At 61.6% G+C, this 26,202-nt stretch carries 26 protein-coding genes; 13 read left to right on the top strand and 13 right to left on the bottom strand.

Annotation, left to right across the window (positions count from 1 at the left end):
• Positions 1–469 precede the first annotated feature (469 nt).
• The 7 genes from J2J98_RS01125 (at position 470) to J2J98_RS01095 (ending at position 8,021) form a co-directional block, all read left to right on the top strand.
• Positions 470–664: a hypothetical protein gene (locus tag J2J98_RS01125; RefSeq protein WP_064707634.1), complete on the top strand. Its 195-nt coding sequence runs from the start codon at positions 470–472 to the stop codon at positions 662–664.
• A gap of 127 nt (positions 665–791) precedes the next feature.
• Positions 792–1,787: a P1 family peptidase gene (locus tag J2J98_RS01120; protein WP_207602123.1), complete on the top strand. Its 996-nt coding sequence runs from the start codon at positions 792–794 to the stop codon at positions 1,785–1,787.
• Positions 1,788–1,842: 55 nt separating this feature from the next.
• A complete protein-coding gene (locus J2J98_RS01115; protein ID WP_207602122.1) occupies positions 1,843–2,763 on the top strand; it encodes a LysR family transcriptional regulator in 921 nt (306 codons plus the stop codon).
• Between the two features lie 149 nt (positions 2,764–2,912).
• On the top strand, positions 2,913–4,439 hold the full coding sequence (locus J2J98_RS01110; protein ID WP_207603060.1) for an ABC transporter substrate-binding protein: 1,527 nt from the start codon (positions 2,913–2,915) through the stop codon (positions 4,437–4,439).
• A 352-nt stretch (positions 4,440–4,791) separates the two neighbouring features.
• Positions 4,792–5,739, top strand: a complete 948-nt coding sequence (locus J2J98_RS01105; protein ID WP_207602121.1) for an ABC transporter permease — start codon at positions 4,792–4,794, stop codon at positions 5,737–5,739.
• Positions 5,740–5,742: 3 nt separating this feature from the next.
• Positions 5,743–6,606 carry an ABC transporter permease gene (locus J2J98_RS01100; RefSeq protein WP_207602120.1) on the top strand — a complete coding sequence of 288 codons (864 nt, stop codon included), beginning with the start codon at positions 5,743–5,745 and terminating at the stop codon, positions 6,604–6,606.
• 23 nt (positions 6,607–6,629) lie between these two features.
• Positions 6,630–8,021 (top strand): amidase, encoded by a 1,392-nt coding sequence (locus J2J98_RS01095; RefSeq protein ID WP_207602119.1) that lies wholly within the window; start codon positions 6,630–6,632, stop codon positions 8,019–8,021.
• Positions 8,022–8,303: 282 nt separating this feature from the next.
• Here the strand turns inward: J2J98_RS01095 and J2J98_RS01090 are convergent, their stop codons facing one another.
• The 3 genes from J2J98_RS01090 to J2J98_RS01080 all read right to left on the bottom strand — a co-directional run bounded on the left by J2J98_RS01090 (position 8,304) and on the right by J2J98_RS01080 (position 11,083).
• A complete protein-coding gene (locus tag J2J98_RS01090; RefSeq protein WP_138394393.1) occupies positions 8,304–9,173 on the bottom strand; it encodes a C40 family peptidase in 870 nt (289 codons plus the stop codon).
• Positions 9,174–9,183: 10 nt separating this feature from the next.
• A complete protein-coding gene (locus J2J98_RS01085; RefSeq protein ID WP_011423607.1) occupies positions 9,184–9,534 on the bottom strand; it encodes a MarR family transcriptional regulator in 351 nt (116 codons plus the stop codon).
• 157 nt (positions 9,535–9,691) lie between these two features.
• A complete protein-coding gene (locus J2J98_RS01080; protein WP_138394394.1) occupies positions 9,692–11,083 on the bottom strand; it encodes a leucyl aminopeptidase family protein in 1,392 nt (463 codons plus the stop codon).
• A gap of 141 nt (positions 11,084–11,224) precedes the next feature.
• Here J2J98_RS01080 and J2J98_RS01075 point away from each other — a divergent pair, with 141 nt between their 5' ends.
• Entirely contained in the window at positions 11,225–12,064 is an 840-nt protein-coding gene (locus tag J2J98_RS01075) for a tetratricopeptide repeat protein (RefSeq protein ID WP_064707628.1), read from the top strand.
• 40 nt (positions 12,065–12,104) lie between these two features.
• On the opposite strand, the gene J2J98_RS01070 is transcribed toward J2J98_RS01075, so the two are convergent.
• From J2J98_RS01070 to J2J98_RS01025, 10 genes are all read right to left on the bottom strand, one after another.
• On the bottom strand, positions 12,105–12,737 hold the full coding sequence (locus tag J2J98_RS01070) for a LysE family translocator (RefSeq protein ID WP_207602118.1): 633 nt from the start codon (positions 12,735–12,737) through the stop codon (positions 12,105–12,107).
• 145 nt (positions 12,738–12,882) lie between these two features.
• Entirely contained in the window at positions 12,883–13,869 is a 987-nt protein-coding gene (locus tag J2J98_RS01065; RefSeq protein WP_207602117.1) for a type II secretion system F family protein, read from the bottom strand.
• A gap of 15 nt (positions 13,870–13,884) precedes the next feature.
• Positions 13,885–14,892, bottom strand: coding sequence for a type II secretion system F family protein (locus J2J98_RS01060; RefSeq protein WP_207602116.1), 1,008 nt, complete (start codon positions 14,890–14,892; stop codon positions 13,885–13,887).
• Between the two features lie 5 nt (positions 14,893–14,897).
• The gene (locus tag J2J98_RS01055; RefSeq protein WP_207602115.1) at positions 14,898–16,376 is read right to left on the bottom strand and encodes a TadA family conjugal transfer-associated ATPase; all 1,479 of its coding nucleotides are present in this window, start codon (positions 16,374–16,376) and stop codon (positions 14,898–14,900) included.
• Positions 16,377–16,408: 32 nt separating this feature from the next.
• Positions 16,409–17,686, bottom strand: a complete 1,278-nt coding sequence (locus J2J98_RS01050) for a CpaE/TadZ family protein (protein WP_207602114.1) — start codon at positions 17,684–17,686, stop codon at positions 16,409–16,411.
• A 14-nt stretch (positions 17,687–17,700) separates the two neighbouring features.
• Positions 17,701–18,453: a CpaD family pilus assembly protein gene (locus J2J98_RS01045; RefSeq protein WP_207602113.1), complete on the bottom strand. Its 753-nt coding sequence runs from the start codon at positions 18,451–18,453 to the stop codon at positions 17,701–17,703.
• Complete coding sequence (locus tag J2J98_RS01040) at positions 18,450–19,946, bottom strand: type II and III secretion system protein family protein (protein WP_207602112.1); 1,497 nt, start codon at positions 19,944–19,946, stop codon at positions 18,450–18,452. The genes J2J98_RS01045 and J2J98_RS01040 overlap by 4 nt, the downstream gene beginning before the upstream one ends.
• 12 nt (positions 19,947–19,958) lie before the next feature.
• Positions 19,959–20,774 (bottom strand): Flp pilus assembly protein CpaB, encoded by an 816-nt coding sequence (gene cpaB / locus J2J98_RS01035; RefSeq protein ID WP_207602111.1) that lies wholly within the window; start codon positions 20,772–20,774, stop codon positions 19,959–19,961.
• 110 nt (positions 20,775–20,884) lie between these two features.
• Positions 20,885–21,397 (bottom strand): A24 family peptidase, encoded by a 513-nt coding sequence (locus J2J98_RS01030; protein ID WP_207602110.1) that lies wholly within the window; start codon positions 21,395–21,397, stop codon positions 20,885–20,887.
• A gap of 108 nt (positions 21,398–21,505) precedes the next feature.
• Entirely contained in the window at positions 21,506–21,691 is a 186-nt protein-coding gene (locus tag J2J98_RS01025; RefSeq protein WP_207602109.1) for a Flp family type IVb pilin, read from the bottom strand.
• A 380-nt stretch (positions 21,692–22,071) separates the two neighbouring features.
• Here J2J98_RS01025 and J2J98_RS01020 point away from each other — a divergent pair, with 380 nt between their 5' ends.
• The 5 genes from J2J98_RS01020 to J2J98_RS01000 all read left to right on the top strand — a co-directional run bounded on the left by J2J98_RS01020 (position 22,072) and on the right by J2J98_RS01000 (position 26,098).
• On the top strand, positions 22,072–22,482 hold the full coding sequence (locus tag J2J98_RS01020; protein WP_207602108.1) for a pilus assembly protein N-terminal domain-containing protein: 411 nt from the start codon (positions 22,072–22,074) through the stop codon (positions 22,480–22,482).
• A 111-nt stretch (positions 22,483–22,593) separates the two neighbouring features.
• A complete protein-coding gene (locus tag J2J98_RS01015; protein WP_207602107.1) occupies positions 22,594–23,229 on the top strand; it encodes a TadE/TadG family type IV pilus assembly protein in 636 nt (211 codons plus the stop codon).
• The gene (locus J2J98_RS01010) at positions 23,229–23,810 is read left to right on the top strand and encodes a TadE/TadG family type IV pilus assembly protein (protein ID WP_064711836.1); all 582 of its coding nucleotides are present in this window, start codon (positions 23,229–23,231) and stop codon (positions 23,808–23,810) included. The genes J2J98_RS01015 and J2J98_RS01010 overlap by 1 nt, the downstream gene beginning before the upstream one ends.
• A 102-nt stretch (positions 23,811–23,912) precedes the next feature.
• Positions 23,913–25,133, top strand: coding sequence for a phosphopentomutase (locus tag J2J98_RS01005; RefSeq protein WP_064707615.1), 1,221 nt, complete (start codon positions 23,913–23,915; stop codon positions 25,131–25,133).
• Positions 25,130–26,098, top strand: coding sequence for an adenosine deaminase (locus tag J2J98_RS01000; RefSeq protein WP_207602106.1), 969 nt, complete (start codon positions 25,130–25,132; stop codon positions 26,096–26,098). The genes J2J98_RS01005 and J2J98_RS01000 overlap by 4 nt, the downstream gene beginning before the upstream one ends.
• Positions 26,099–26,202: the final 104 nt, after the last annotated feature.

Raw genomic sequence — 26,202 nt, 5'->3', positions numbered from 1 at the left:
TTACCGACGTAGCCCATTGCCGGAATCAGACGGACTTCCTATCTCTGCTGCGGCGATCGAGAGATTTTCGATTCTGTCATGCGAATTTTACGAAGAGCTGATATGTTTCTTTCCGTAAGCTCGGGCCATGGTGGAATTGTTTTTTTCGGATCGTCGATATTTTGACACGTTTAGGAATATGTTTCCGACAGGCTGTCCATTAATCTCTACTAAGTTAGTAGATATTGAAGACAACCATCACCGGCCCTGGGCTCTTCCGGGACCCTCGAGCGCAACGCCAACGAAAGGAACGAGACATGATAGACATCGATATTCTCGCCACTCTCCTTGGGCGATCTGTGCTTGGCAATGACCGTCCGGGCGCCCTCTCCCGCCCGAACTGTCGAATGTGACGTTCGTCCTCCTTTCAACGGTACCAGACAAGTCAATTCGCCATGGCTGCGCCTGTTGCGCGGCAGGAGTTCTATCTATGAAGAAGCAAGTTATCGAATATGCAGGCGTTCCCGTCGGCATCGTTATCCCCGACGAAGACCGGCTGAAGTTCATCGCCGTGAAATTCCACGTCCACGACCTCGACGAGCAGCGGTTCGGTTCGCCCGACGAGGTGCGGCTGGCCATTCACGACCTGATGACCCGCCGTCACCCGAAGCCGATTCATGCCTGACGCGGAAAGCCCCAGCGGCTTTTAGTGCACTTCCGATGTCCGACCGGTCCTGCCACACAGGGCCGGTCTTGTTTTTTTGAGGCAATTGCAGTCCTATCGGCGGCCCTTCGTGCATAAGGATCCGCCCTTGCCCGACCTTCTCAACCTGATCACCGATATCGAAGGCGTCTCCGTCGGCCATGCGACCGACCTCGCCTTAGGATCCGGTGTCACAGTCATCGTATTCGACGAGCCAGCCGTCGCATCCGGCACGGTGCTCGGCGGCGCACCGGGCGGACGCGACACCGGCCTGCTCGACCCGTCGATGACCGTCGGCGCCGTGGATGCCTTCGTGCTCTCCGGCGGCTCGGCTTTCGGCCTCGATGCCGCCGGCGGGGTGCAGGCGGGATTGCGCGAGAACGGCCGCGGCTTCGCCGTGGGCACCGCGCGCATACCGATCGTGCCGCAGGCGATCCTGATGGATCTGCTGAATGGTGGCGACAAGGATTGGGGTCTGCATTCGCCCTATCGCGACATGGGTTACGCCGCGATGAAGGCCGCGACGAAGGGCGCCTTCGCGCTCGGTACCGCCGGCGCGGGCACCGGAGCGACGACAGCCACTTTCAAGGGGGGGCTCGGCTCCGCCAGCGCCGTCAGCAGCGCCGGCCATCACGTCGCGGCGCTCGTCGCCGTCAATGCGCTCGGCTCCGCAACGATTGGTGACGGGCCGCATTTCTGGGCGGCACCCTTCGAGAAAGACGGAGAATTCGGCGGGCTCGGCCTGCCTGCGACGGCCGACCACAGGATGCGACTCAAGGGGATGACCACGCCGGCGACGACGATCGGCGCGGTAGTCACCGATGCGCAACTGACGAAGGCGGAGGCGCATCGGCTCTCACTTGCAGGTCATGACGGCCTTGCCCGGGCGCTGCTGCCGGCGCATCTGCCGCTCGACGGAGATACCATCTTTGCCGCTTCGACAGCCAAACATCCGAGAAGCGACATGGCAAGCCTGATGGAGCTTTGCCACCTAGCCGCTATCGTCATGGCGCGGGCGATCGCGCGCGGCGTCTACATGGCAAGCACCCTTCCGTCCGAGGGCGCGCAAGAGGCATGGCGAGACCGCTACCCGAACGCCGATTGATTGGATAGGGTCAAACCCGGACAGGTCGAACAGGCCGAATGGCGGAGAGACGTGAATGCAGATCCGGGCGCTGATGTATTTCGACGAGCTGGTGAGGACCAATTCCATGCGCCAGGCGGCCGAGAACCTCAATGTCGCGCCGACGGCGATCAGCCGGCAGATCGAGAACCTCGAATATCATTTCGGCGCGCCGCTGGTCGAACGCAGCGCCCGCGGCGTCAAGCTGACGGCGGCCGGCGAGCTTCTCGCTGCGCGCGCCGGCCGGACGCTGCGGGAACTCGATCACGTGCAGCAGCTGATCGAAGACCTGAAGGGACTGCAGCGCGGTCGTGTCAGCATCTATGCCAATGGCGCCACCGTCGCCAATCTCTTGGCGCCGGCGCTTGCCGAATTCAGCCTGAAATATCCGCAGCTGCGTTTCACCGTGACGATCACCAGCGCGCGGCAGGCGGTCGATGCCGTCAACAGCGCCGAAGCCGATATTGCGGTGACGCTGTTTGCGCCCGTCATATCAGGCACCAAGGTGCGGCTGCGCTCCGAGATCGCCTATGATTTCATTGTCACGCCGCAGCATCCGGCGGCCGCCCTTGCCGAAATCCCCATCCGGCAACTCGCCGATTACCCATTGGCGCTGCCGGATCAATCCTTCGGTTTCCGCCAGGCCTTCGATGCGCTGTTCGAGAAGGAGGGGCCTAGCCTCGATCCCGTCTTCGTCACCAGTTCGCTCGAAATGCTGAAGGAACTGGTGCTCAGCGGGGCTGCGGCGACGCTGCTGCCGGCGCTGACCGTCCGCCGCGAAATCGAAGCGGGCCAGCTCCTGGCCATTCCGCTTGCCGGCAAGACCGGCATCCGCACCCATGTCGATCTCTGCGTCGCGCCGGACCGGCAGCTGTCCTTCGCGGCGACGAAACTGCTCGACTTCATCGAGAGGTTCATGCGCGAGCGTACGAACGGCCGAGCCGGGACCAAAGACTGACGCTTCAAGCTTGCATTGCCCGCAAATATCAGGTGTAGCTTTTTCGGCTACGCCGAGCACACAAAATCGTCATTGTGTGTGCACTGCTGTGGTGCAATCTATTCGCAAAGGCCTTCGTCATCGACGCACGGCCAGACAAGGGAACCATGATGACCAAGCTTTCGTTTGCGCCTTCGCGTTTCGTCAGGCGGCTTTCCCTCGCTGCCGCGCTTTCGGCCGGTCTGGTGATGACGGTCATGACGCCGGCGGAAGCGGCGAAGACCACCCTCACCCTCGGCATGAGCGTCGAGCCGGCCGGCCTCGATCCGACGATCGCGGCCCCGGTCGCGATCGGCCAGGTCACCTGGCAGAATGTGTTCGAGGGGCTGGTGACGATCGACCAGGCCGGCAAGGTCCAGCCGCAGCTGGCGAAAAGCTGGGAGATCTCTCCCGATGGCCTGACATATACGTTCAAGCTGCAGACCGGCGTCAAATTCCACGACGGCGAGGCCTTCGATGCCGCGAGCGCCAAGTTTTCGCTCGACCGCGCCCGCGGGGCGGATTCGGTCAATCCGCAGAAGCGCTTCTTCGCCTCGATCGCCTCGATCGAGACGCCGGATGCCGAAACGCTGGTGCTGCATCTATCGGCGCCGACCGGCAGCCTGATCTACTGGCTCGGGTGGCCGGCCTCAGTGATGGTCGCGCCGAAGACGGCCGCCGAGGACAAGGTGACTCCGATCGGTACCGGTCCTTTCAAGTTCGCCAGTTGGACGAAGGGCGACAGGGTCGAACTTATCAGGAATAGCGACTACTGGAACAAGGATGCGGCTGCCAAGCTCGACAAGGTGACCTTCCGCTTCATCGCCGATCCGCAAGCGCAGGCGGCCGCGCTGAAATCCGGCGATCTCGATGCCTTTCCCGAATTTGCAGCCCCCGAGCTGATGACTTCCTTCGTCGGCGATGGGCGGCTCATCACCGAGATCGGCAATACCGAACTCAAGGTCGTTGCCGGCATGAACAATGCCAGGAAGCCCTTCGACGACAAGCGCGTGCGCCAGGCGCTTATGATGGCGATCGACCGCCAGACCGTGATCGACGGGGCGTGGTCCGGCCTCGGCACGCCAATCGGCAGCCACTACACTCCGAACGATCCGGGCTATAAGGACATGACAGGCGTCCTGCGCTACGATGTCGAAAAGGCGAAGGCGCTGCTTTCCGCAGCCGGCTACCCAAACGGCTTCACCTTCACAATCAAATCGCCGCAGATGGCATATGCGCCGCGCAGCGCCCAGGTGATGCAGGCGATGTTTGCGGAAATCGGCGTGACGATGAACATCGAACCGACGGAGTTTCCGGCGAAATGGGTGCAGGACGTCATGAAGGATCGAAACTTCGACATGACGATCGTTGCCCATGCCGAACCGCTCGACATCGACATCTACGCACGCGATCCCTATTATTTCAACTACAGAAATCCGGCCTTCGACGCGCTGATGAAGAAGGTCCAGGAGACGACCGATCCCGACGCGCAAAATGCGGTCTACGGCGAAGCGCAACAGATCCTCGCCGAGGACGTACCGGCGCTCTACCTCTTCGTCATGCCGAAACTCGGCGTCTGGGACAAAAAGCTGAAGGGGCTGTGGGAGAACGAGCCGATTCCGTCGAATGTGCTGTCGGGGGTTTATTGGGAGGAGTGAGCAAGCGGTGGGCTTAGTGGGCGCGGCGTGGGCTGGGAAAGAGCGAGATGAATTTCGTCTATGTAGTACACAGCCCTCTCCATCCTTCACCAAGTCAGCTCTGCTTGGACCGTAGTTGTTTGGTTCCCCTGGAAGATGCCATTTCTGACGCGGGCGCCGACTCTTTAAACGGATTTCTCCATCCGCCTCCGTCATGCTCGGCCTTGAGCCGAGCATCCACACCGCCCTCATCAACAGTAGTGGCATTGATCCTCGGCTCAACGCCGAGGATGACGGAGCGTGGGGTTGGTTTTCCAACCAAACTCACCGACGCATGGCGGAGCCGCCGCGCCACACCGAAAGCGTGGCACGCATGATCGCGCTTGTCCTTCGCCGCTTCCTCGGCCTCCTATTCACGCTTCTCATCGTCTCGCTGTTGATCTTTGCCGTTATGGATCTCCTACCAGGCGACCCCGCCTCGATCATGCTCGGCACCTCGACAAGCCCGGAAACCCTGTCGGCATTGCGTCACGAGCTTGGCCTCGACCAGCCGCTCATCCTGCGTTACGGACGATGGCTGGCCGGCGTCATGTCGGGCAATCTCGGCCAATCCTACACCTATGGCGTTCCCGTTGCGGGGCTGATCGCTGAGCGGCTGTCAGTGACCCTGCCGCTGGCGCTGATGGCGATCATGCTGTCGGTGGCGATTGCCCTGCCGGTCGGCGTGCTGGCCGCTTCGCGGCGCGGCAGTATCTTCGCCGTCATCGCAACGCTCTTCTCGCAGATCAGCATCGCCTTGCCCGCCTTCTGGGTGGCGCTGCTCTTGATCATTCTGTTTTCGACGATGCTCGGACTGATGCCGGCGGGCGGCTTTCCCGGATGGAACGAGGGATTTCTGCCGGCATTGCAGGCGCTTGTCATGCCGGCCGTGGCGCTGGCGATGCCGCAGGCGGGGGTGCTGACGCGCGTCGCACGTTCGGCCGTGCTTGAGACGATGCATGAGGATTTTGCCCGCACCGCGATGGCCAAGGGCCTGTCAAGCAGTGCGGTGCTGTGGCGGCATATCGTGCCGAACGCGCTGATCCCGATCCTTACAATGATCGGGCTGCAGTTCACCTTTCTCGTCGCCGGCGCGGTGCTGGTGGAGAACGTCTTCAACCTGCCCGGTCTCGGGCGCCTCGCCCTTCAGGCGCTCTCCCAGCGCGACATCATCGTGATGCAGGATGTCGTGCTGTTCTTCGCGGCTCTCGTTATTGTCATGAACTTCATCGTCGATCTCTCCTATCTGGCGATCGACCCCAGGATGAGAAAGGCTGTCTGAAGCGTGTCCCAGATCGCGCCCTTCGCCATCGCCGGCCGCCGAAGAGCTGCTGTATTTAGCCGGCGAATGAATCTCATCGCGGGCGCCGTCATCATCGGCCTGCTGGTGACGGTGGCGCTGCTGTCGCTCGTCTGGACGCCTTTACCACCGGCGAAGATGCAGATCGTCCATAAACTACAGCCGCCGCTTGCCTTCGGTCTGCTTGGAACGGATCAGTTCGGGCGCGACGTGCTGTCGATGCTGATGGTGGGATGCTGGAACTCACTCTCGGTCGCCATCACCGCGGTTGCGATCGGCGGGACGCTCGGCTCGATCGCCGGCATCTCCGCCGCAGCGATCCGCGGTCCATCCGAAGCGCTGCTGATGCGCATCTGCGACGTCATCTTCGCCCTGCCGCCGATCCTGTCGGCCATGATGCTCGGCGCCTTTCTCGGGCCGGGGCGGTTCACTGCGATCACAGCGATCGCCGTGTTCATGATTCCGGTCTTTGCCCGAGTGACGCTGGCAACCTCGCTGCAGGCTTGGAGCCGCGATTATGTGACGGCGGCGCGCGCGATCGGCAATACGCGCCTGACCATCTCGCTGCGCCATGTGCTGCCGAATATCATCAGCCAGATCATCGTGCATGGGACGATCCAGCTTGGGCTGGCGATCCTGACGGAAGCGGGTCTGAGTTTTCTGGGGCTAGGCATGGCGCCTCCGGCACCGACATGGGGCCGAATGCTTGCCGATGCGCAAACCTATCTGGCGCTAGCCCCCTGGCTTGCCGTCCTGCCCGGCCTTGCCATCGCGCTTGCCGTCCTCGGCTTCAACATGCTCGGTGACGGCTTGCGAGACCTTCTTGATCCACGCGAGGCGAGCCGCTGATGCCCTTCCGAAACGAAATGCCAATGGCCCAAATCGACCTTCCCATCCGCGAACTCAGACGACGCTTCGCCGATAAGAGCCTCTCGCCGCTCGAATACTGGCTCGCCCTCGAAGATCATATCGCCGCCTGGGAGCCGCAGATCTCCGCCCTCTATCTCTACGACCCGGAGGCGGCGCGCGCGCAGGCGAAAGCTTCCACGGAGCGCTGGGCGACGGAACAAACGCTCGGCGCGCTCGACGGCATCCCGGTCACGCTGAAAGAACTGATCGCGACGAAAGGCCAGCCGGTGCCGTTCGGCACCAGGGCGGTGGAACTGAAGCCAGCGGAGGCCGACGCGCCGGCTGCCGCGCGGCTGCGCGAGGACGGCGCGGTGATCTTCGCCAAGACCACCTGCCCCGATTACGGCATGCTCTCCTCCGGCCTGTCGAGCTTTCATCCCCTCAGTCGCAATCCCTGGGACGTGACTCAGAACCCCGGCGGATCGAGCGCGGGCGCCGCGGCGGCGGCAGCGGCCGGTTACGGGCCTTTGCATATCGGCACGGATATCGGCGGCTCGGTGCGGCTCCCCGCCGGCTGGACCGGTATCTTCGGCTTCAAGCCGAGCCACGGACGCATTCCAGCCGATCCCTATTATGTCGGGCGATGTCTCGGACCGATGACCCGCACCGTCGAAGACGCAGCTTTTTCGATGGCGACGCTGTCACGGCCCGACTGGCGCGACGGCACGAGCCTGCCGCCGAACGATTTCGACTGGATGGACCTCGATATCGACGTGTCGGGCATGAAAATCGGCCTGATGCTCGACGCCGGCTGCGGACTTGCGGTAGACGACGAGATCCGAGGCGCCATCGAAGCGGCGGCAAAATGTTTCGAGCGCGCCGGCGCGACCATCATCTCCGTTCAACCGGTGCTGACACGCGAGATGCTTGACGGGCTCGACACGTTCTGGCGCGCCCGCCTCTGGAGCGATATTGCAGGCATGGATGAAGAGCGGCGCGGAAGCATCCTGCCTTATATCAGCGACTGGGCGAGGACAGGCGCCGAGATAAGTGGGGTCGCTGCAGTCCGCGGCTTCAACCAGACGATCGAAATGCGCAGGAGCTGCGGACAGTTGTTCACCACGGTCGACGCCCTGCTTTCGCCGACCAACCCGATCATCTCCTATCCGGCCGAATGGGCATCGCCGACCAACGATCCGACAAGGCCGTTCGAACACATCGCTTTCACCGTGCCGTGGAACATGTCGGAGCAGCCGGCTGCCTCAATCAATTGCGGCTTCTCCCGGTCGGGCATGCCGATCGGGCTGCAGATCGTCGGGCCGCGCTTCGACGACATGCGGGTGCTCAGACTGTCGAAAGCCTTCGAGGATTGGACCGGCGGCGTGAGCGCCTGGCCACAGCGGCAGATCACTTAGAGCCTTTCCGCGTTAGATTGAAGCAATCTGCCGAAGCAGGTTTTCGTCAGGGCAAAGGCGATTGGCGAAGGGCATACCCCAGGTACGTTCGAGCCGATCGCCTTTGATCCTGACGGAAACAAGCCCCGCCCACCGGCCGCACCGCTTCGCCGAGGCGAAGCGACAAGTGCGTCCGGTGATTCTGGGGTCTTGCAGATTTGCCAGGCAAATCTGCGGGAGGTTGGCTGAAACGGGCCGGCTGATCGACCGGCCGACTCCGGTTCAGCCCACAGAATGATCAAGCTAACCCGGAAAGGTTCTAAACGGGCGGCGATAGCCGGTCGGTCGTTCGTACAGCACGCCGATGCGCTCGACGGCCGCCTCGAAATTTTCACGCGCCACCGTCATGCTGTGGCCGTTGGCGTGGAGAATGGTTTGGGGATCTTCAAAGATAGCGACATGGCCCTTCCAGAATACGAGGTCGCCGCGGCGGATTTCGGAGCGGTCGATCGGTTCGCCGAGGCCGGAGGCCTGCATATCGGTATCGCGCGGCGCCTGTCTGCCTGTCATCAGCATCGCCAACTGAATAAGGCCGGAGCAATCGATGCCGAGGCCGGAGCGGCCGCCCCAGAGATAGGGCGTCTCCAGGAAACGGGCGGCGATGCCGACATAATCGTCACCGTCGAGAGCGCCGATCGGCTGGACGTGTCTGGCGAAGATCGCCGTGCCGTCCGCCAGCACGACGTAGTGATTGCCGCGCGCTTCCGCATCGCCAGCGACATGAATGCGGCTTCCCATCGACAGGATAGCCCGGTGCGGTTTGCGCAGTTCCGGCTCCGGATAGAGGAAGGTGCGCTGTACGGTGACGATGTGGGTCGGCTCTGGCCCTCCTTGCGTGAGCGCCTCTGCCTCGAGATAGCCGACATAGCCGTCCGAGACGGCTTTCACCCAACACCAATCGTCGGCGCGATCATAAACGGTCACCTCCTCACCGAGGAGCAGTTCGGTATCGATGCCGCGTGCAAGCTCCGGTTCAGGCCGCAGAGCGACGACGGGAAGGGCAACGCGCGCCGGAGCGCCTTCCACGAAGCGAGACGCCTGCACCTTGCCCTCGAGCCCCGCTTCGGCGAGATCCGGCCTATAGGCATGCAGGCGGCGGTCGAGCATCGTCATTGTGTTCCTTTCAGATCGGCAGCCGGCGGCCCTGATCCCGGACAAGATCGCCGAGCTTCTCCAGGTAAAGCGCGCCACCGACTGTGCGTTTGATGATCACATTGCGCCGGTCTGCATCATCGCGCACGCGATCCACCAAGCCCATCTCACCCATCGTATCCAAGGCGCGGGTGATAACCGGCTTTGTGACGTTGAGCGTGGCGGCAAGCCCGCGCACCGTGTGGGGCGGCGGAACCAAGTAAATATGCAGCAGGATTGCCATCTGGCGCAATGTCAAATCGCGGTCGTCATGGCGAACCTGATCGAGCGCCACGCCATGCCAGAGCCCCAGCGCCTGCGAGGCGGTCAGTTCGATCGGCACGGCCCCTCCGGAAAATCGTTACGCTAGCGTTTCATTTTCCGGCAGTTGTGATGGACATGCAAGGGGTGGCAGGAACTGCCGCCCGGCAGGGTGAATAAAATTTTAACGATCGGCATGAGGCGCCCTTGGTGAAGCGGGCCCGCCCCGTTTGCATCCGTCAGCGCAGGCTCCCACGGATATGGTGAAAAAGCGCGCGGATCGCCTGTGCTTCGCCGCCACCCGGTGAATGCGGTCGTTCTGACGGAGCCCAGCCGTAAATGTCGAAATGCACCCAGCTTTTGGCCTTGCTGACGAAACGCTTGAGAAAAAGTGCGGCGGTGATCGACCCCGCCATGCCGCCGGCCGGCGCGTTGGTGAGGTCGGCAAATTTGGTGCGGATATCCTTTTCATAGCCGGCATAGAGCGGCAGGCGCCAGATTGGATCGTCGGTTTCCAGGCTCGCTTCGGTCAGCTCATGCGCCAGATTGGCGTCATCGGTAAAGAAGGGCGGAAGATCCGGACCGAGGGCAACGCGGGCAGCGCCTGTCAGCGTCGCCATGTCGATCAAGAGTTCAGGCTCCTCCTCGTCGGCATAGGCAAGCGCATCGGCCAGGATCAGGCGGCCTTCGGCGTCGGTATTGTCGATCTGGACGGTCAGGCCTTTGCGGCTGCGGTAGATGTCGCCGGGGCGGAAGGCATTAGAGGAGATCGCGTTTTCGACGACCGGGACGATGACGCGCAGATCGACCTTCAGCTTGGCGTCCATGATCATCAGGGCCAGCCCCATGACATTCGCCGCACCACCCATGTCCTTCTTCATCAGCAGCATCGATGCGGCAGGCTTGATATCGAGACCCCCGGTGTCGAAGCATACGCCCTTGCCGACGAGGGTCACCTTGCGATGGCCCTTTTTGCCCCAGCGCAGTTCGAGGAGACGCGGCGCGTCGGCGCTGGCGCGACCGACGGTATGGACGAGCGGGAAATTCTGCTTGAGCAGTTCGTCGCCCGTGATCACCGATATCTCCGCCTTGTAATGTCCGGCTAAGGCGCGGAAAGCGGCCTCAAGCTGGTCCGGCCCCATATCGTTCGTCGGCGTATTGATGAGGTCGCGGGCAAGAAAAACACCGGCCAGCTGACGCTTGATATCGGCGCCGTCGGCATCGCGGGGGATCATCAAGGTCGCTCTCGGCGATTTTTCCGATTTGTAGCGATCGAACCGGTAGCTGCCGAGTCCGAAACCGAGGGCCAGGCGATTTGCCGTCAGCGGCGCGGTCTCGATGTGCCATTCGCCGGCGGGCAGCGCGCGGGCCAGCCTGCCGGTGATGTAAGGCTGTTCGGACGGATTGGTGCCGAGGCCGTAAAGCGCGCCGCCGAGATGACCTTCGGCCGTCGGAATCAGCAACAGCGAGCCGCTTTCGGCCTTGTAGCCAGCCTTGCGAGCCCAATCGAGGGCGATCGGGTCGATCGTGCCGGTCTCGATATGGGCAGGCGTGACAGCAAAGATCGGCAGCGTGGAACCACCCTTCGTGTTGAAGGGAGTCGGTCTTTCGATGAACTGATAGGGGGCCATGATTGTCCTTCGGCAGTCGCCAGGAATCGTTCCTTAACGGTCTGTTAGGGTTAACAGACTATTGCTGGAGCGAAGATTGCGTCAAACCTTTCCCTGTTCCGCTTCGAGGTCAGGCGCCGATTTCGGAATCAGGAACGCATCATGCCTGCCTCGCTCACCGCCATATCGATAAATCGTATCCTGCAGGGCGCTGCGGCATCGCTGCTCGTCCTTGCGCTTGCCGGCTGCTCGACGACGCCCAAGGACCGGATGACGACAGGTTCGGTGCCAAAACTTGCCAAGCCGGTGGAACAGATGGATGCGACCGAGCTGCGCTCGGCGACGGACCGGGTCGGCGAAGCCTACGAAAAGAACCCGCGCGATCCCGTCAACGGCGTCAACTATGCCAACCTGCTGCGCATGAGCGGCCGCGACGCCCAGGCGCTCGCCGTCATGCAGCAGGTGGCGATCGCCAATCCGGGCGACCGCAATGTATTGGCAGCCTATGGCAAGGCGCAGGCGGCGGCCGGACAGTTCCAGCAGGCGCTCGACACGATCGGCCGAGCCCAGACACCGGATCGTCCCGACTGGAGGCTGATCTCGGCCGAAGGCGCGATCCTCGACCAGATGGGCCGGGCCAGCGAGGCCCGGCAGCGCTACCGCAGCGCGCTCGACATCCAGCCGAACGAACCTTCCATCCTTTCCAACCTCGGCATGTCCTACGTGCTGACCGGCGATCTGCGCACGGCCGAAACCTATCTGCGCTCTGCGGCAGGCCAACCGGCCGCCGACAGTCGCGTTCGGCAGAACCTTGCCCTCGTTGTCGGGCTGCAAGGGCGTTTTGCGGAAGCGGAACAGATCGCGCGGCGGGAACTTTCGCCACAGCAGGCGGATGCCAACGTCGCCTACCTCAGGGGCATGCTCTCACAGCAGAATTCCTGGCAGAAGCTCGCTGCCAAGGACAAGACGCCGGGCGCAGCGGACGGCAGCAACACCAACTGACCCGGTCGTTTGCCGGATGATCACGCCTTCTCCGGCTGATCTACCTGACGCTCAGGCCCGAAAGAATGAGCCGCAGACCAAGGCCGCCCATCACCGCACTTGCGGTCCGGTCGATCCAGCCCTTGGCATGGAGATAGAGCCGCCGCGGGTGGCGGGCCGAAAAGGCGAGCGCCACGATCGCATACCACCCCGCCTCCACTGCGAAAACACCGACCGGCAACGCGACGAGGAGATCGAGCGGCACCGTCCTCGGCAGAAGCGCCGCAAAAAGGCTCGCATAGACGATGATGGTTTTCGGGTTGCTGAGCTGCGTCAGCAATGCGGTCATGAAGCTGCGCATGGGCGCACGATGGCCATTGACGGCATCGGAAAGCTCGATCGGCTTTGCGGCGCCTCTCCAGATATTGACAGCGATGTAGAGGAGATAAGCCCCGCCCGCCACCTTGAGCAGCACATAGAGCCATTCGAACTGCGACAGCAACGCCGTCAGACCGGCGAGCGCCAGCCCGGCGAAAACGACGCCGCCGGCGCCCATGCCGAATGCGGCCGCAAGTCCATCCAGCCGTGAACGCGAGATGGCGATCCTGGAGACGACGACGAAGCTCGGACCGGGGCTCATCGCGCCGACGGCCAAGGCTGCCATGATGCTGATGAAAATGCCTGCAGAAGACATCGGAAACCTCTCTTTCGGGATCGGACTGCTCGGGAAAGCGGCGGTCACTTCCGCGCTGCCTGACCGCTCCATCCCGTTTAGCAGCTATGCCAGCGCCGGTCACGCGGGTCGAAGTAGGATTGAGCGGCATGCGCCTCCCTGCGGCTCAGAACCTATCAGCCACCTGGATGCCGGCCGGGCCGAGGATGACGGCGATCAGCACCGGCAGGAAGAACAGGATCATCGGCACCGTCAGCTTCGGCGGCAGGGCGGCCGCCTTCTTTTCCGCTTCGTTCATGCGTTCGTCGCGCCCTTCCTGGGCGAGGACGCGCAGCGCCTGTGCTACCGGCGTGCCGTAGCGATCCGCCTGGATCAGCGCCTGGGTCACCGAGCGCACGAGCTCGAGTTGCGTGCGCGCGGCGAGATTTTCGAGCGCCACGCGACGATCGGGCAGAAATGACAGTTCGGCCGTCGTCAGCACCATCTCCTCGGCAAGCGGCGGCGACTGCTCGCCGAGTTCTTCGGAGACGCGACGCATCGCCGCCTCCATCGAGATGCCGGACTCGACGCAGATCAGCATCAGGTCCAGCGCATCCGGCCAGGCGCGCTTGATCGAGTGCTGACGTTTGCTCATGCGGTTGGAGATATAGATATTCGGCGCATAGAAGCCGAGATAGGCGATACCGATGACTGCAAGCATGCGCATGGGCATGCCGCGATCAGCAAGGCCTCCGAGAGCGAAAACCCAGAAGGCGGCGAGCGCGAGGAAGAGAAAAGGCAGCAGGAAGCGCGCGACGAGAAAGGTATTCAGCGCGTTCTCCGAGCGAAAACCCGCAGCGCGCAGCTTATTGACCGTATTTGCGTCGACGAGCGCCTGGCGCAGGTTGAAGCGTTCGACGATCTGGCGGACCGAGCGGTTGTTCTGGTTCCTGAGCGAAGCCTTGCCGGCGCCGGGTTCCGCGTTCATGCGGGCGCGTTCGCGGGCGCGGATCTGCTCGCGCTCGGTCGAAACGGCCTTCATGCGCTTGTTGAGATCGCCGCGCTCGAAGAAGGGGACCGCGATCGTGTAAAAAGTCGCGAAGACCGCGATCGCGACAAAAACGGCGATCAGCATGCCTGGGTTGGTCAGCGTTGCGGCAAGATCCTGCGACATAGTGCTTCTCTCCCGCTAGATTTCGAAATTGACCATGTTGCGCATGACGAAGATGCCGATCGACATCCAGATCGCCGAGACGCCCATGATGAAATGGCCGCGCGGATCGGTGAAAAGGACCATCATGTAGTTCGGCGACGTGAGGTAGACGAGGGTCGCGACGATGAAGGGCAGAGCACCGATGATGACGGCAGACGCCTTGGCTTCCATCGAGAGCGCCGAGACCTTGGCCTTCATCTTCCTGCGCTCGCGCAGCACCTTGGAAAGGTTGCCGATCGCTTCGGAAAGATTGCCGCCAGCCTGAGACTGGATGGCGATGACAATCGCGAAGAAATTGACCTCCTGGAGCGGCATGTGCAGCGTCATGCGGGCGCAGGCATCGGGAATACTGAGGCCGACCTGCTGGGCCTCAATCACCCGCCGGAACTCGCTCTTGACCGGTTCCGTGCCCTCGGTCGCGATCAGCCGGATCGCGTCGTTGAGGGGCAAGCCCGATTTGATCGAGCGGGTGATGACATCGAGCGCATTTGGGAACTCGTTGAGGAACTTGTTCTGGCGGCGCTTGATGAGGAAACCAAGGATCCAACGCGGCAGACCGACTCCTGCGACAACCGCGATGCCGATCATGACCATCCAAGACGCGCCGATGATGAAAGCCATCAGCAGCAGCACCGAAGCGAAAATGGCGCTGAAGAGATAGAATTGCGTCAGCGTGACCGTCAGGCCGGCTTGCACCAGTCGCGATTTCATCGAAAGGGTCTTCTTGGCCTTTTCGTTCTGGCGCTTTTCGAGATCCTTCAGATTGTCCTGCACGGACTTGCGTCGCTTCGACATCTCCTGCACCCGATCGCGGGCGGCCTTGACCTTGACGCCGTCGACCTCGGCCGATTTGACACGGTTGATGCGGCTTGCCGATTTCTTGTCGGCCTCGATGCGGGAAAACAGCAGGGCATAGGCGACCGCCGCAGCGGAGACAGCGGCGAGGACGACGATTGCCAGGACTACCGGATCGAACCCGAACATCACCGCTATTCCTTGGTTTTCGATTCCATCGCGTCGAGGGCGGCGGCCAGGCGCTTTTCCTCGTTGAAGTAACGAGCCCGATCCCAGAAATGCGGCTTGCCCACGCCGGTCGACATGTGCCGGCCGATCAGCCGGCCGCCTGCATCCTCGCCTTCGATCTCATAGCGCATCAGGTCCTGGGTGATGATGACGTCGCCTTCCATGCCGATTACCTCGGTGATCTGGGTGATGCGGCGCGAGCCGTCGCGCAGGCGCGCCGCCTGGATGATGACGTCGACTGAGGTGGAGATGATCTCGCGCACCGTCTTTGCCGGCAGCGAAAAACCGCCCATGGCGATCATCGATTCGATACGGCTCAGGCATTCACGCGGGGTGTTGGCGTGGATCGTGCCCATCGAGCCGTCGTGGCCGGTGTTCATAGCCTGCAGCAGATCGAAAACTTCAGGTCCGCGCACTTCGCCGACGATGATGCGTTCGGGACGCATTCGCAGGCAGTTCTTGACGAGATCGCGCATGGTGATCTCGCCCTCGCCTTCGATATTCGGCGGACGCGTTTCGAGACGCACGACATGCGGCTGCTGCAGCTGCAGTTCGGCCGTGTCCTCACAGGTGATGACGCGCTCGTCCCGGTCGATATAGTTGGTCAGGCAGTTCAGGAGGGTCGTTTTGCCAGAGCCCGTGCCGCCCGAGATGATGACGTTGCAGCGCACGCGCCCGATGATCTGCAGCACGGTTGCGCCTTCCGGCGTGATCGCGCCGAAACGCACGAGCTGATCGAGCGTCAGCTTGTCCTTCTTGAACTTGCGGATGGTGAGCGCCGGCCCGTCGATCGACAGCGGCGGCGCGATGACGTTGACGCGTGAACCATCCGGCAGGCGCGCGTCACAGATCGGGCTCGATTCATCGACGCGGCGGCCGACCTGGCTGACGATGCGCTGGCAGATGGAGAGAAGCTGCGCATTGTCGCGAAAACGGATTTCCGATTCGATCGTCTTGCCGCCGACTTCGATGAAGGTCTGGCCGGCACCGTTGACCATGATGTCGGCGATGTCGTCGCGCGCCAGCAAGGGCTCCAGCGGACCGTAGCCCAGAACGTCATTGCAGATATCCTCGAGCAGTTCTTCCTGCTCGGAGATCGACATCGCAAAATTCTTGATGGTGATGATGTCATTGACGATGTCGCGGATTTCCTCGCGCGCGCTTTCACTGTCAAGCTTGGAAAGCTGCGAGAGATCGATCGTGTCGATCAGCGCGGAAAAGACCTGCTGCTTGGTATCGTAATATTCGTCGGTGCGAACCGGCCGCTTGCGCTGTGGCGTCTGCATCGGCGGCGGCGTCACCTGTTGACGCTGGGGCTCGCGCGAAGGTTCGACCAAAATGGAGGGAGAGGAAGCCACAGGCGAGGCGGCGGCCGGGGCCGGCGGCGGAGGAGCGATCGCGCCTCCCGCCTTTCCGAAACCTTCGTTTCCGCGTTTTCCAAACATGCCGCTTAATCCAATCTCTACGTTCTAACGGTCTACTTACGCTTCAGGAGGCCGAGCAGGCCGCCCTTCTTCGCCTTCTTGATGGCGACCCGGCCGGTGACGATGTGCGATATCTGCGAAAAGGTTTCGGCGGTCGGCGACTTCGGATCGACTTCCGAGATCATCCGACCGCTATTGGCGGCATTGCCGAAGAGGTTGATGTCAAAGGGAATGATCGCGATCGGATCGGTCTCCAACGGCTCACAGAAATCCGACGGTGATATCTCCGGCCGTTTCGGCATGCCGACCTGATTGAGGATGAGATGCGGCGGCTTGTCATTCGGTCGCATCTTGCGCAGCGCGTCCAGCATGTTTTTGGTGTTGCGCAGGTTGGCAAGGTCGGGAACCGCCGTGATGACGACTTCGTCGACGCTCGCCAGCACCGAGCGCGTCCATTCCGACCATGCATGCGGAACGTCAAGCACGGTGACAGGCGCGCTGCGCTGCAGGACGTCGAGCACCGGCTGGAAGGCCTGGCCGTCGAAATCATAGGCGCGATCGAGCAGCGAGGGTGCTGCAAGCAGGGAAAGGTGCTCGGAGCATTTCGTCAGCAGGCGGTCGAGGAAGACCTCGTCGAGCCGATCGGGCGCAAAGACCGCTTCGGCGATGCCTTGGGCCGGATCCTGATCGAAGTCGATGTTCGCCGTGCCATAGGGCAGGTCGAGATCGGCGAGGATCGTCTCGGTGGAGAAGAGGTTGGAAATGCCGAAAGCGCAATTATGCGCGATGGTCGAGGCGCCGGTGCCGCCTTTCGACCCGATGAAGGCGATGCTGCGCCCAAGCGGCTCGGCTTCCGGATCAACGAAGATCGAGGCCATCGCGGTCAGAATGTCGGGCATGGCGACCGGCTGAACCATATATTCGGAAATGCCGTTGCGGATAAGCTCGCGATAGAGCCCGATATCGTTGTAGTAGCCGACGATCACGACCTTCGTCGTCGGATCGCAGACAGCGGCGAGCGGCGCGAGTTCACCGAGCAGGCTCCCGGAATTGGCTTTGGTCTCGAGAATGATCAGGTTCGGCGTCGGTGCACCGGCAAACATGTTGGCAGCGGCCGCTATGCCGCCGCTGGTGATGCGCATGCTGACCTTCGCCAAACGCCGGTCATTGGCGCAGCGTTCCATGACATGCTGCAGCGCTTCGCTCTCACAAAAAGCGTGAACGGAAATGCGCGGCAGTGGCCGCATGTTTTCCAGATCCGCCATGCGCACCGCCTCCTCGGCGTGGCGAAGCTCGCTCGGATTTCTGATGTCGTATTCGATCGCGCTCATCGTCCCGTTCCGTCTCAGAATCCGCTGCTGCCGCTGTCTTCGATCGTCGTCGTCGTCGTCCGGTATTCCTGGATGGCGTTGTTGCGCCGCTGCGCGTCGATTGGGGTCATGCCGCGGGGCGCCACCAGATCTTCCGGATTGGCGATCTGGGCGGCAAGGTTGTTTTGCGAGGCGCAGCCGAAATTATAATAGTTCTGGTTGGCAAAATCGTTCGAGATATCCTTCGGCCACTGGCCGCATTGCGTGGTAACCGCGGTCGTACCGGTAAAGCTCAGCCGGATCGGCGCGGCATCGCCGGCACCGGCGGCGGCATAGGACGTATTTATGATCTTCGAGCTTGCGATCCCTCTTGTCGCCAGCTCGGCTCGCACCTGATTGCGCAGCTGATAGGCGGCCGCGGAATTGGGCGACCCTTCCGGCGACAGGACGTAAACCGGGCCCGAGGCGCGTGAAATATAGTTTGCGGCAAAGCCGCGGATGAGATCGCGCTGGGCGATGGTCAGGCGGCGATCGGTCGAGGCGACGGGTATATCCACCGTCTGCTCGGCCTCCGTTACGATGATTGGATGGCGGGCGCGGTAGTCGTCGGGTATCCCGCCTGTCGTCAGCTGGTCATGCGGACCGGCGCATCCGTAAAGGGTCGCTAGCGACATGATGGCGGTGGTAAAAAGGGCCCTGGAGTAACCGAGGCGGGGTTTCGTCGCATCCATATGGGCCATCGCCTGATCTCTGTTCTGTGCCATTGCTGCCGATCGTGCCCCGCTCATTTGTAGATGAACCCGATCGAGCCGTGGAACTGCGCGTCGGCGACGGGCGCCTCGCGGCGGCCGTAGACCTTGTTCACACGGTTGAGGAAAAAGGTTGCGCCGTCATTCTCAGGACTGAAATTGTCGTCCGGCCGGTTGAGCTGGTTACGCGCCACCGGGCGCACCAGATAGGGTGTAGCGATGATGACCAGTTCGGTTTCCTGACGTTCGAAACCCTTCTGGCGGAAGAGCGTGCCGAGCAGCGGGATCTTGGAGACTCCGGGTGTGCCGCCCATTGTTTGGGAGACATTGTCGCGGATGAGGCCGGCCAGAGCGATCGAGCCGCCCGAAGGCAGTTCAACCGAGGTCTCCGCCGAACGGCGTTGATAGGTGGCGTTGCCGCTGCCGGCCACCGGCTCCGAGACGTTCGTCTTGATTTCAAGAGCAATGCGTCCAGACGACAGCACGACCGGCTTGAAAGCAAGGTTGATACCGTAGTTGAAAGGAACAACGGTGACGTTGCCGTCATTGTCGGTCGTCGAATAAAGCTGCTGGCCGCCGGAATTGAAGGTCGCCGCCTGGCCCGATATCGCCGTCAACGTCGGCTCGGCGAGGGTCCTGACAACCTTGGCCTGTTCCAGCGCGTTCAAATAGGTGGAAATGTCGTATTTGCCGATAGAGCTCTTGAAGAGAGCCGCGAGGCCGCCACCGACGGTTGCCGTTGCGCCGTCGGCGTTAGGACTGCCGAGCTGGGCGACCGTCATGCCGGAGGAGTTGGAAACGAGATTGTCGAAACCAAGCTGCTTCAGGACCTCGCGGCGAACCTCGGCGATCGTCACCTTGAGGGTGACCTGGTCCTCACCCTGGATCTGCAGGAGGTTGACGACCTGCGAGGTCTGGCGTCCTTCGGCAAAGAGCGCAACCGAGCTGTCGCCGCCGGTGCCGGATGCCGTCTCAGTTCTCGTCGTTGCCTCGCCGCCCTTCAGAAAGACCTGCGCCAGATCAGCCGCCTGCGTGGCATCCTGCGGCGTGCGTACGGTGCCGGTCAGCACGATATTATCGGAGACGATTTCGACTTTGATGTCGGAGTCGGGAATGAAACGGCGGAGATTGGTTTCGAGGCCGGAGACGTCGCGTTCGATTTCGATGTCGAGATTGACGATCTCCTGCCCACCGGCGCCGAAGACAAAGATATTCGTCTGGCCGACCTTTTTGCCGAACAGGTAGATGCGCCGCGAAGTGCGGGTAACGGCATCGGCCATTGTCGGGTCGGAGACGAGGATATCATGGGCATCCTCCGGCAGATCAACGACGACCGCTTTGTTGAGCCCGAGCTTCAGCCGGCGATGGGCGTCGGGACCGGTTTGCGAGATGCGGATAAGGTTTTCAGCGGCACGCGCCTCATTTACAGTGAAAAGCGAACCGAAAGAGGCTGGCACCATGCCGGTCGCTCCGATCGCCAGCGAAAGACAGCCTGTCAGGAGAAGCTTGGCGCGCCGCATTGAATTGCCCATTTGCACGTCCCCTTACTCCGCCTTCGGCGCTGCGCCGGCATCCGTCACGATGGAGCCTGACTTAATGACCTGAATGATCGCGCTGCCGTTGTCGCCGCTCAGCAGATAGTCTGCCGCACTGGTATCCTGCTCCTGCGCATCGGCGACCGAGCGTAGCGCGAGCGACAGCCGGTCCGCCATCTGCTGGGCAACGGCGAGAACTTTCGTCTGGTCCGGGGTCAGCTCGAGTGTCGCGGTCGTGCCGACTACCGCTTTAGAGCCATCCTCATTTTCCTGAATCTGCTGGTCGATGGCGAGAACCCGGACATTGCTCAGCACGGTTTCGGTGATGAGCTTGTTCGCTTCGGCGCCCTTGCGCACCATGATGACATCGACGCGGTCGTTCGGCAGGATGAAACCGCCGGCGCCTGTTGCCACAGATATTTCCGTCGCCACCGCGCGCTTGCCGGCCGGCAAAAGCGACGAGAGAATGCGGCTGTTGGAATCGGCAACTTTTTCAGAGCGGATCGGCTCGCCTTCGAAGATCGGCAGACGCACGACGGCGCCCTGCAGCTCCTTGATAGCGTCCGGCTTGTCGGCTTCTGTGATGAAGCCTTGCACGACGCCGTCCTTCGGCCAGGCCATCCAACGCACCGACTCGTCGCCCAGTCTTGCGCCGACCGGCAGATTGCTGCTCGATACGAGGATATTGACGGTCGGTTCTTTCTCGATAACCGACTGGACCTCGGTGACGACGCGACCGCTGCCGGCCATACGCATTGCCAGGAGCCCGGCGAGGCCGGCTGCCACCACGGCGACAGCTAGAACTATAAGGCGGGCCGGTTTCATAAATCATTCCTCAGGGCACGATATGTTCGCCCTGCAGAATGCTCAGCAATTGGTATAATTATAGTTAATGGATTGCTTACATTTTAAGTTAACGGCCGTTTAAAATGTGGTTACTTCAGGCTTTCCAGCGCAGCGATGAAGAGCGGCGAGGACGGGAAGGCCATGAAGCCTCCGATAGCAATCGCAATCCCATACGGGATCTTCTTGGCAATGAGGACGGAGTTCGGCACCGGCAGACCGATCGCAAGAATGGAATCCGATTGCGCTCTCACCGCGAGGATGAGCAGGGTAAGGAAACCGCCGATGATGGCGACATCGGTCATCAGGAAAACCAGAGATTCATTCAGACCGAACCAAAGCGCTGTAGCGCTGAGCAGCTTGGCGTCTCCGCCGCCCATCACATTGAAGGCAAAAAGGGCGAAGCAAGCGCTGAAGACGATAGCGCCGGCGGCAAGATGCATGCTGATCGCCTGCAGGCCAAGACCAGACAGCGGCGCGACAACGAAGAAGGAGGCGGTGAGGATCAGTGAAATGCGGTTCGGGATCGTCATAGTGAACAAATCCGAGAACGCCGCCATGGCGAGGCAGAGTGGCAGTACTACGAAGACTGCGGCTGCGATCATGGGTACACCTGATCATAACAAGATGCGAAAGGCTCACGGCCGTTCAGCCTGTGAGCCCGCTCGATAGCTCTGCCGGAATTATCCGACGTTGCGCGTTAGCGCCTTGTCTTACTGGGACGCGGTGACCCCAGAGTTCATCTTGGTGCCCAGGTTGTTGAACGTAGTGCCGATCCTGTTGCCAAGGGTCGTGGCACCGGCGATAAGCGCTACGGAAATGAGGGCTGCGATCAGGCCGTATTCGATTGCGGTCGCGCCGGATTCATCTTTCAGAAAACGGCTAAAAAGCTTGGTCATGGGTACTCCTAACTCCAGTTGATGTTCAGCACGTCCGCCAACTGTTGCCGTTGATCGGATGAAGCGTAATCTAATGAATGGGCGTTTCCATCGGCTTAAGAAAAAGAGTTAACAGCCTGTGAAACCGGCCAGAGGCTCCCACAGGGTAAGCTTTAGCTTATTCATTTCGCTCAATATTTAATGATATTCAGAGGTTAACAGTGGGTTTTATCTGGAAATAGAACAGGCACCGCATCAAGCCGCAACATACATCGACCGGAGCCAGTGCCAAATCGGATCATCCCGCCTCACTGCGAAACAGCACACCGTGCTTAAGGCTTCATTCACCATTTTTTTCCATTCTATGCGCCTATTGCGCTGTGATCGTGAAAGAGGACCAAATGTCATCGAGCGGCAAAATCATCTTCTTTGCCGGCATGATCGCCGTTTCCGGTGTCTCGGGAGTTTCCTCGGCCGCAGACGATGACATGTTGCGCGTCTATATGGATCATGCGCGTGTCTTGAAGCTCGACCGCCCCGTCAGCAAGGTCATCGTCGGCAATGCCCGGGTCGCCGACGCGACCGTCGCCGATTCCAAGACGATCGTGTTGACAGGCCGCAGCTTCGGCACCACCAATCTCGTCCTTCTGGACGCCGACGGCAACGCAATTCTCGACGAGCGCATCCTTGTATCGATCGACGAGGGCAACACGGTGCGCGTCTACCGGCAGACCCAGCGCTCCGTGCTGTCGTGCACGCCGAACTGCGAGCAGCATGCACAGCAAGCGGCAGGCGGCACCACCTCACCCTGATCGCGCGGCCTTCATCTTCAGCTCTTCGTTAAAATCATCGTATCGGGCTGAAACGGAAAATCAACGAACGGACCCTAGTGTGGCAGCAGAGATGTCGCTCGGGTCCAGGCAATGACGGTAGTTGATCAGAAGACGGATAGGAAGCGCGGCTTCGCGCCGTTCCGCTTCTCCCAATTTCGCGCTGTAGCCCGCTCGCGCGACGGCGCAGCGGCGATCGAATTTGCCTTGCTCGCCATCCCGTACTTCCTCGTGATCTTCGCGATCCTCGAAACCTTCATCGCCTTCGCCGCCGAAGAACTCGTCTCCAATGCCGTCGATACGATGAGCCGCCGGATGCGCACCGGGCAGATCACCTATAATCTCGGCCGCACGACAGATATGAGCCAGACGGAATTCCGCCAGGCGTTTTGCAGCGAGATATCGATCCTGATCAAGTGCTCGACAAGCGAAGCCGCCACGCCGAGCAAGCTTTACATGGATGTGCAGACGTTCAGCTCCTTTTCGGCCATTCCGACGACGATCCCCAGAGTTTCGAGCGACCGATATGCCGACATCAACACTGCAGCCTTCAAATATACACCTGGCGGCGCCGGCACGATCAACATGCTGCGCGCCTACTATCGATGGGAAATCATCACGGATCTGGTGCGGCCCTATATTACGACGATCCGTCCGTCCGATGGTTCGATGCCGACGCAATATCTGATTATCGCAACCTCGGCCTTCCAGAACGAGCAGTATCCATAATGGCGTTGCGCAACCCGTTCACCAGACTGGTACTGACGGCTCGTCGGCTGGCGCGAGAGCGCAAGGGCGCTGGAGCGATCGAATTCGCGATCCTTTTTCCCGTGCTCGTCATGCTCTATATCGGCGCTTTCGAGATCACGATCGGCCTCAGCGTCAGCAAGCGCGCGACACGCGCCGCTGGTTCGATCGCCGACCTCGTCACCCAGCAGCAATCCGTCACGAAGAGCGCGCTCGCGCAGATGTCGTCGGTCGCGACATCGATCTTCGTGCCTTACAAAACGACATCGCTCACCCTGAAAATCACCGGGATTACCATTGACGCCGGCGCCAATGCGAAAGTGCTCTGGTCCTGGGCGCAGGACGGTACGGTGCCTTATGCCAAGAGCGCGACGGTGAGCAATGTGCCAACGGATATGAAGACGGCCAACAGCTTCCTCGTCCGGACCGAACTCAGCATCCCCTATACGATGTTCCTGTTCGCGCCGGACTTCATGCCGGACGGGATGCGCACGATTACCATCAGCCGCAGCTACTTCTACCGCCAACGGCAAGGCGACTCGATCCCCTGCGGCGACTGCTGACACCCTTCCCATCTCGAATTTGCCAAGCCAGGCGCGGCATTATATGCGTGGGCTTCAGCCTCCGGGTTCCGGAGGTCCGCGATCGGTCCTTTCGGGGGTAAAATGGCGCGCGCCTTTCTTTTCGTTCTCGATTCTTTCGGCGTCGGCGGGGCGCCGGATGCGGCGGCCTATGGCGATGAGGGCGCCAATACGCTCGGCCATATCGCCGAATTCTGCGCGGCCGGAGCCGGAGATCGTGCCGGGCTGCGCAGTGGGCCGCTTTCCTTGCCCAACATGTCGGAACTCGGGCTTCTGCACATCGCCCGTGCCGCCTGCGGCCAGTTTCCCGCCGGCGTGCCCCTGCCCGAAAAAGTCTACGGTATTTATGGTGCTGCCAGCGAAATCTCCCGCGGCAAGGATACGCCGTCCGGTCATTGGGAGATCGCGGGGACCCCCGTCAGTTTCGATTGGGGATATTTTCCGACGGAAGGCGACGCCTTTCCCCCGGGGCTTATCGAGGCATTATGCCGTGAGGGTGACATCCCCGGCATTCTCGGAAATTGCCACGCCTCAGGAACCGACATCATCGCCAGGTTCGGCGAGGAACATATCCGCACCGGCAAGCCGATCTGCTACACCTCTTCGGACTCGGTCTTCCAGGTCGCGGCGCACGAGGTGCATTTCGGCCTAGATCGGCTGCTCGCCTTCTGCCGCACAGCCCGAGCCCTTCTCGATTCCTACAATATCGGCCGCGTTATCGCCCGACCCTTCATCGGCCACTCGGCCTCCACCTTCCAGCGCACCGGTAATCGGCGCGACTTTTCCGTGCTGCCGCCGGAGCCGACGCTGCTCGACCGCCTCGTTGAGCACCGCCGGAATGTGCATGCTGTGGGGAAAATCGGCGACATCTTCGCCCACCAAGGCATTTCCAGGCTGATCAAGGCCAACGGCAACGAGGCGCTGATGGATGCGTCGCTGTCGGCAATCGACGAGGCCGAGGACGGCGATCTCGTCTTCACCAATTTCGTCGATTTCGACATGATCTACGGCCATCGCCGCGACGTGCCCGGTTATGCGGCAGCACTCGAAGCCTTCGATGCGCGTCTGGCCGAGGTTCACAAGAAGCTGAAACCTGGCGATCTCGTCGTGCTCACCGCCGACCATGGCTGCGACCCCACCTGGCGCGGCACGGATCATACGCGTGAGCGCGTGCCGATCATCGCCTACGGCCCCGGCATCCGGTCGCGTTCCATCGGCGTTCGCCGCACCTATGCCGACATCGGCGAAAGCATTGCGCGCCATCTCGGCATCCCGGCTGGAGCGCATGGAAGGAGTTTTCTGTGACATCGCATTTAAATAAGGTCGAGCTGCACTGCCATCTGGAGGGTGCGGCACCGCCTGCTTTGACCGCGGCGCAGGCGCGGAAATACGGCGTCGACATCAGCGGCGCGCTTCGCGAGGGCGCCTATGTCTGGCACGATTTCGCAAGTTTTCTGGAATGCTACGACAAGGTTTCCGAGGTCTACAGGACGGAGGAGGATTATGCGCTTCTGACCGAAACCTATCTCGAAGAACTTGCCGGCATCAATACGATCTACAGTGAGCTCATCGTGTCGCCCGATCACGGCAAGCGCATCGGGCTCGGTGCCGATGCCTATATATCAGGCGTCTGTGAGGGCATCCGGCGGGCCAAGGCCAAGAGCGGCATCGAGGCCCGGCTGATCGTCACCGGTGAACGGCATTTCGGTCCGGAGAGCGTGATCGGAGCGGCCGAATATGCGGCAAAGGCCGGCAACCCTTTGATAACAGGCTTCAATCTCGCCGGCGAGGAGCGCATGGGCCGCGTCGCCGATTATATCAGAGCCTTCGACATCGCCCGCGATGCCGGCCTGGGCTTGACCATCCATGCCGGCGAGGTCTGCGGCGCCTTCAGCGTTGCCGACGCGCTCGATGCCGTGCGTCCCGCACGCATCGGCCATGGCGTGCGCGCCATCGAGGATCTCGATCTGGTGAAGCGGCTTGCCGATCTCGGCACCGTGCTTGAAGTCTGTCCGGGCTCTAATATCGCACTCAGGGTCTTTCCCGATTTCGCCTCCCATCCACTGCGGCGGCTGAAGGAAGCCGGCGTGCGGGTGACGATCAACTCGGACGACCCACCGTTTTTCCATACGTCACTGAAGCGGGAATATGAACTTGCCGCCGATGCCTTCGGCTTCAGCGACACGGAGATCGACGCCATGAGTCGCACGGCGATCGAGGCAGCCTTCGTCGATGAAGAGACTCGCAAGGCACTGTTCGCCCGGCTTTGAAGATGAGTGTCTTTTTATGCATGCCGTTATCCCGGAACCGCTGCACACTTCCGGGCGACATGCATTGGGGAAGATCGGAGCAAATTTGCCACCGCTCTTGCGGT

Source organism: Rhizobium bangladeshense (assembly GCF_017357245.1).
Lineage (GTDB): Bacteria > Pseudomonadota > Alphaproteobacteria > Rhizobiales > Rhizobiaceae > Rhizobium > Rhizobium bangladeshense.
The sequence above is the reverse complement of the archived record's forward strand: the minus strand, read 5'-3'. Positions and strand labels throughout refer to the sequence as shown.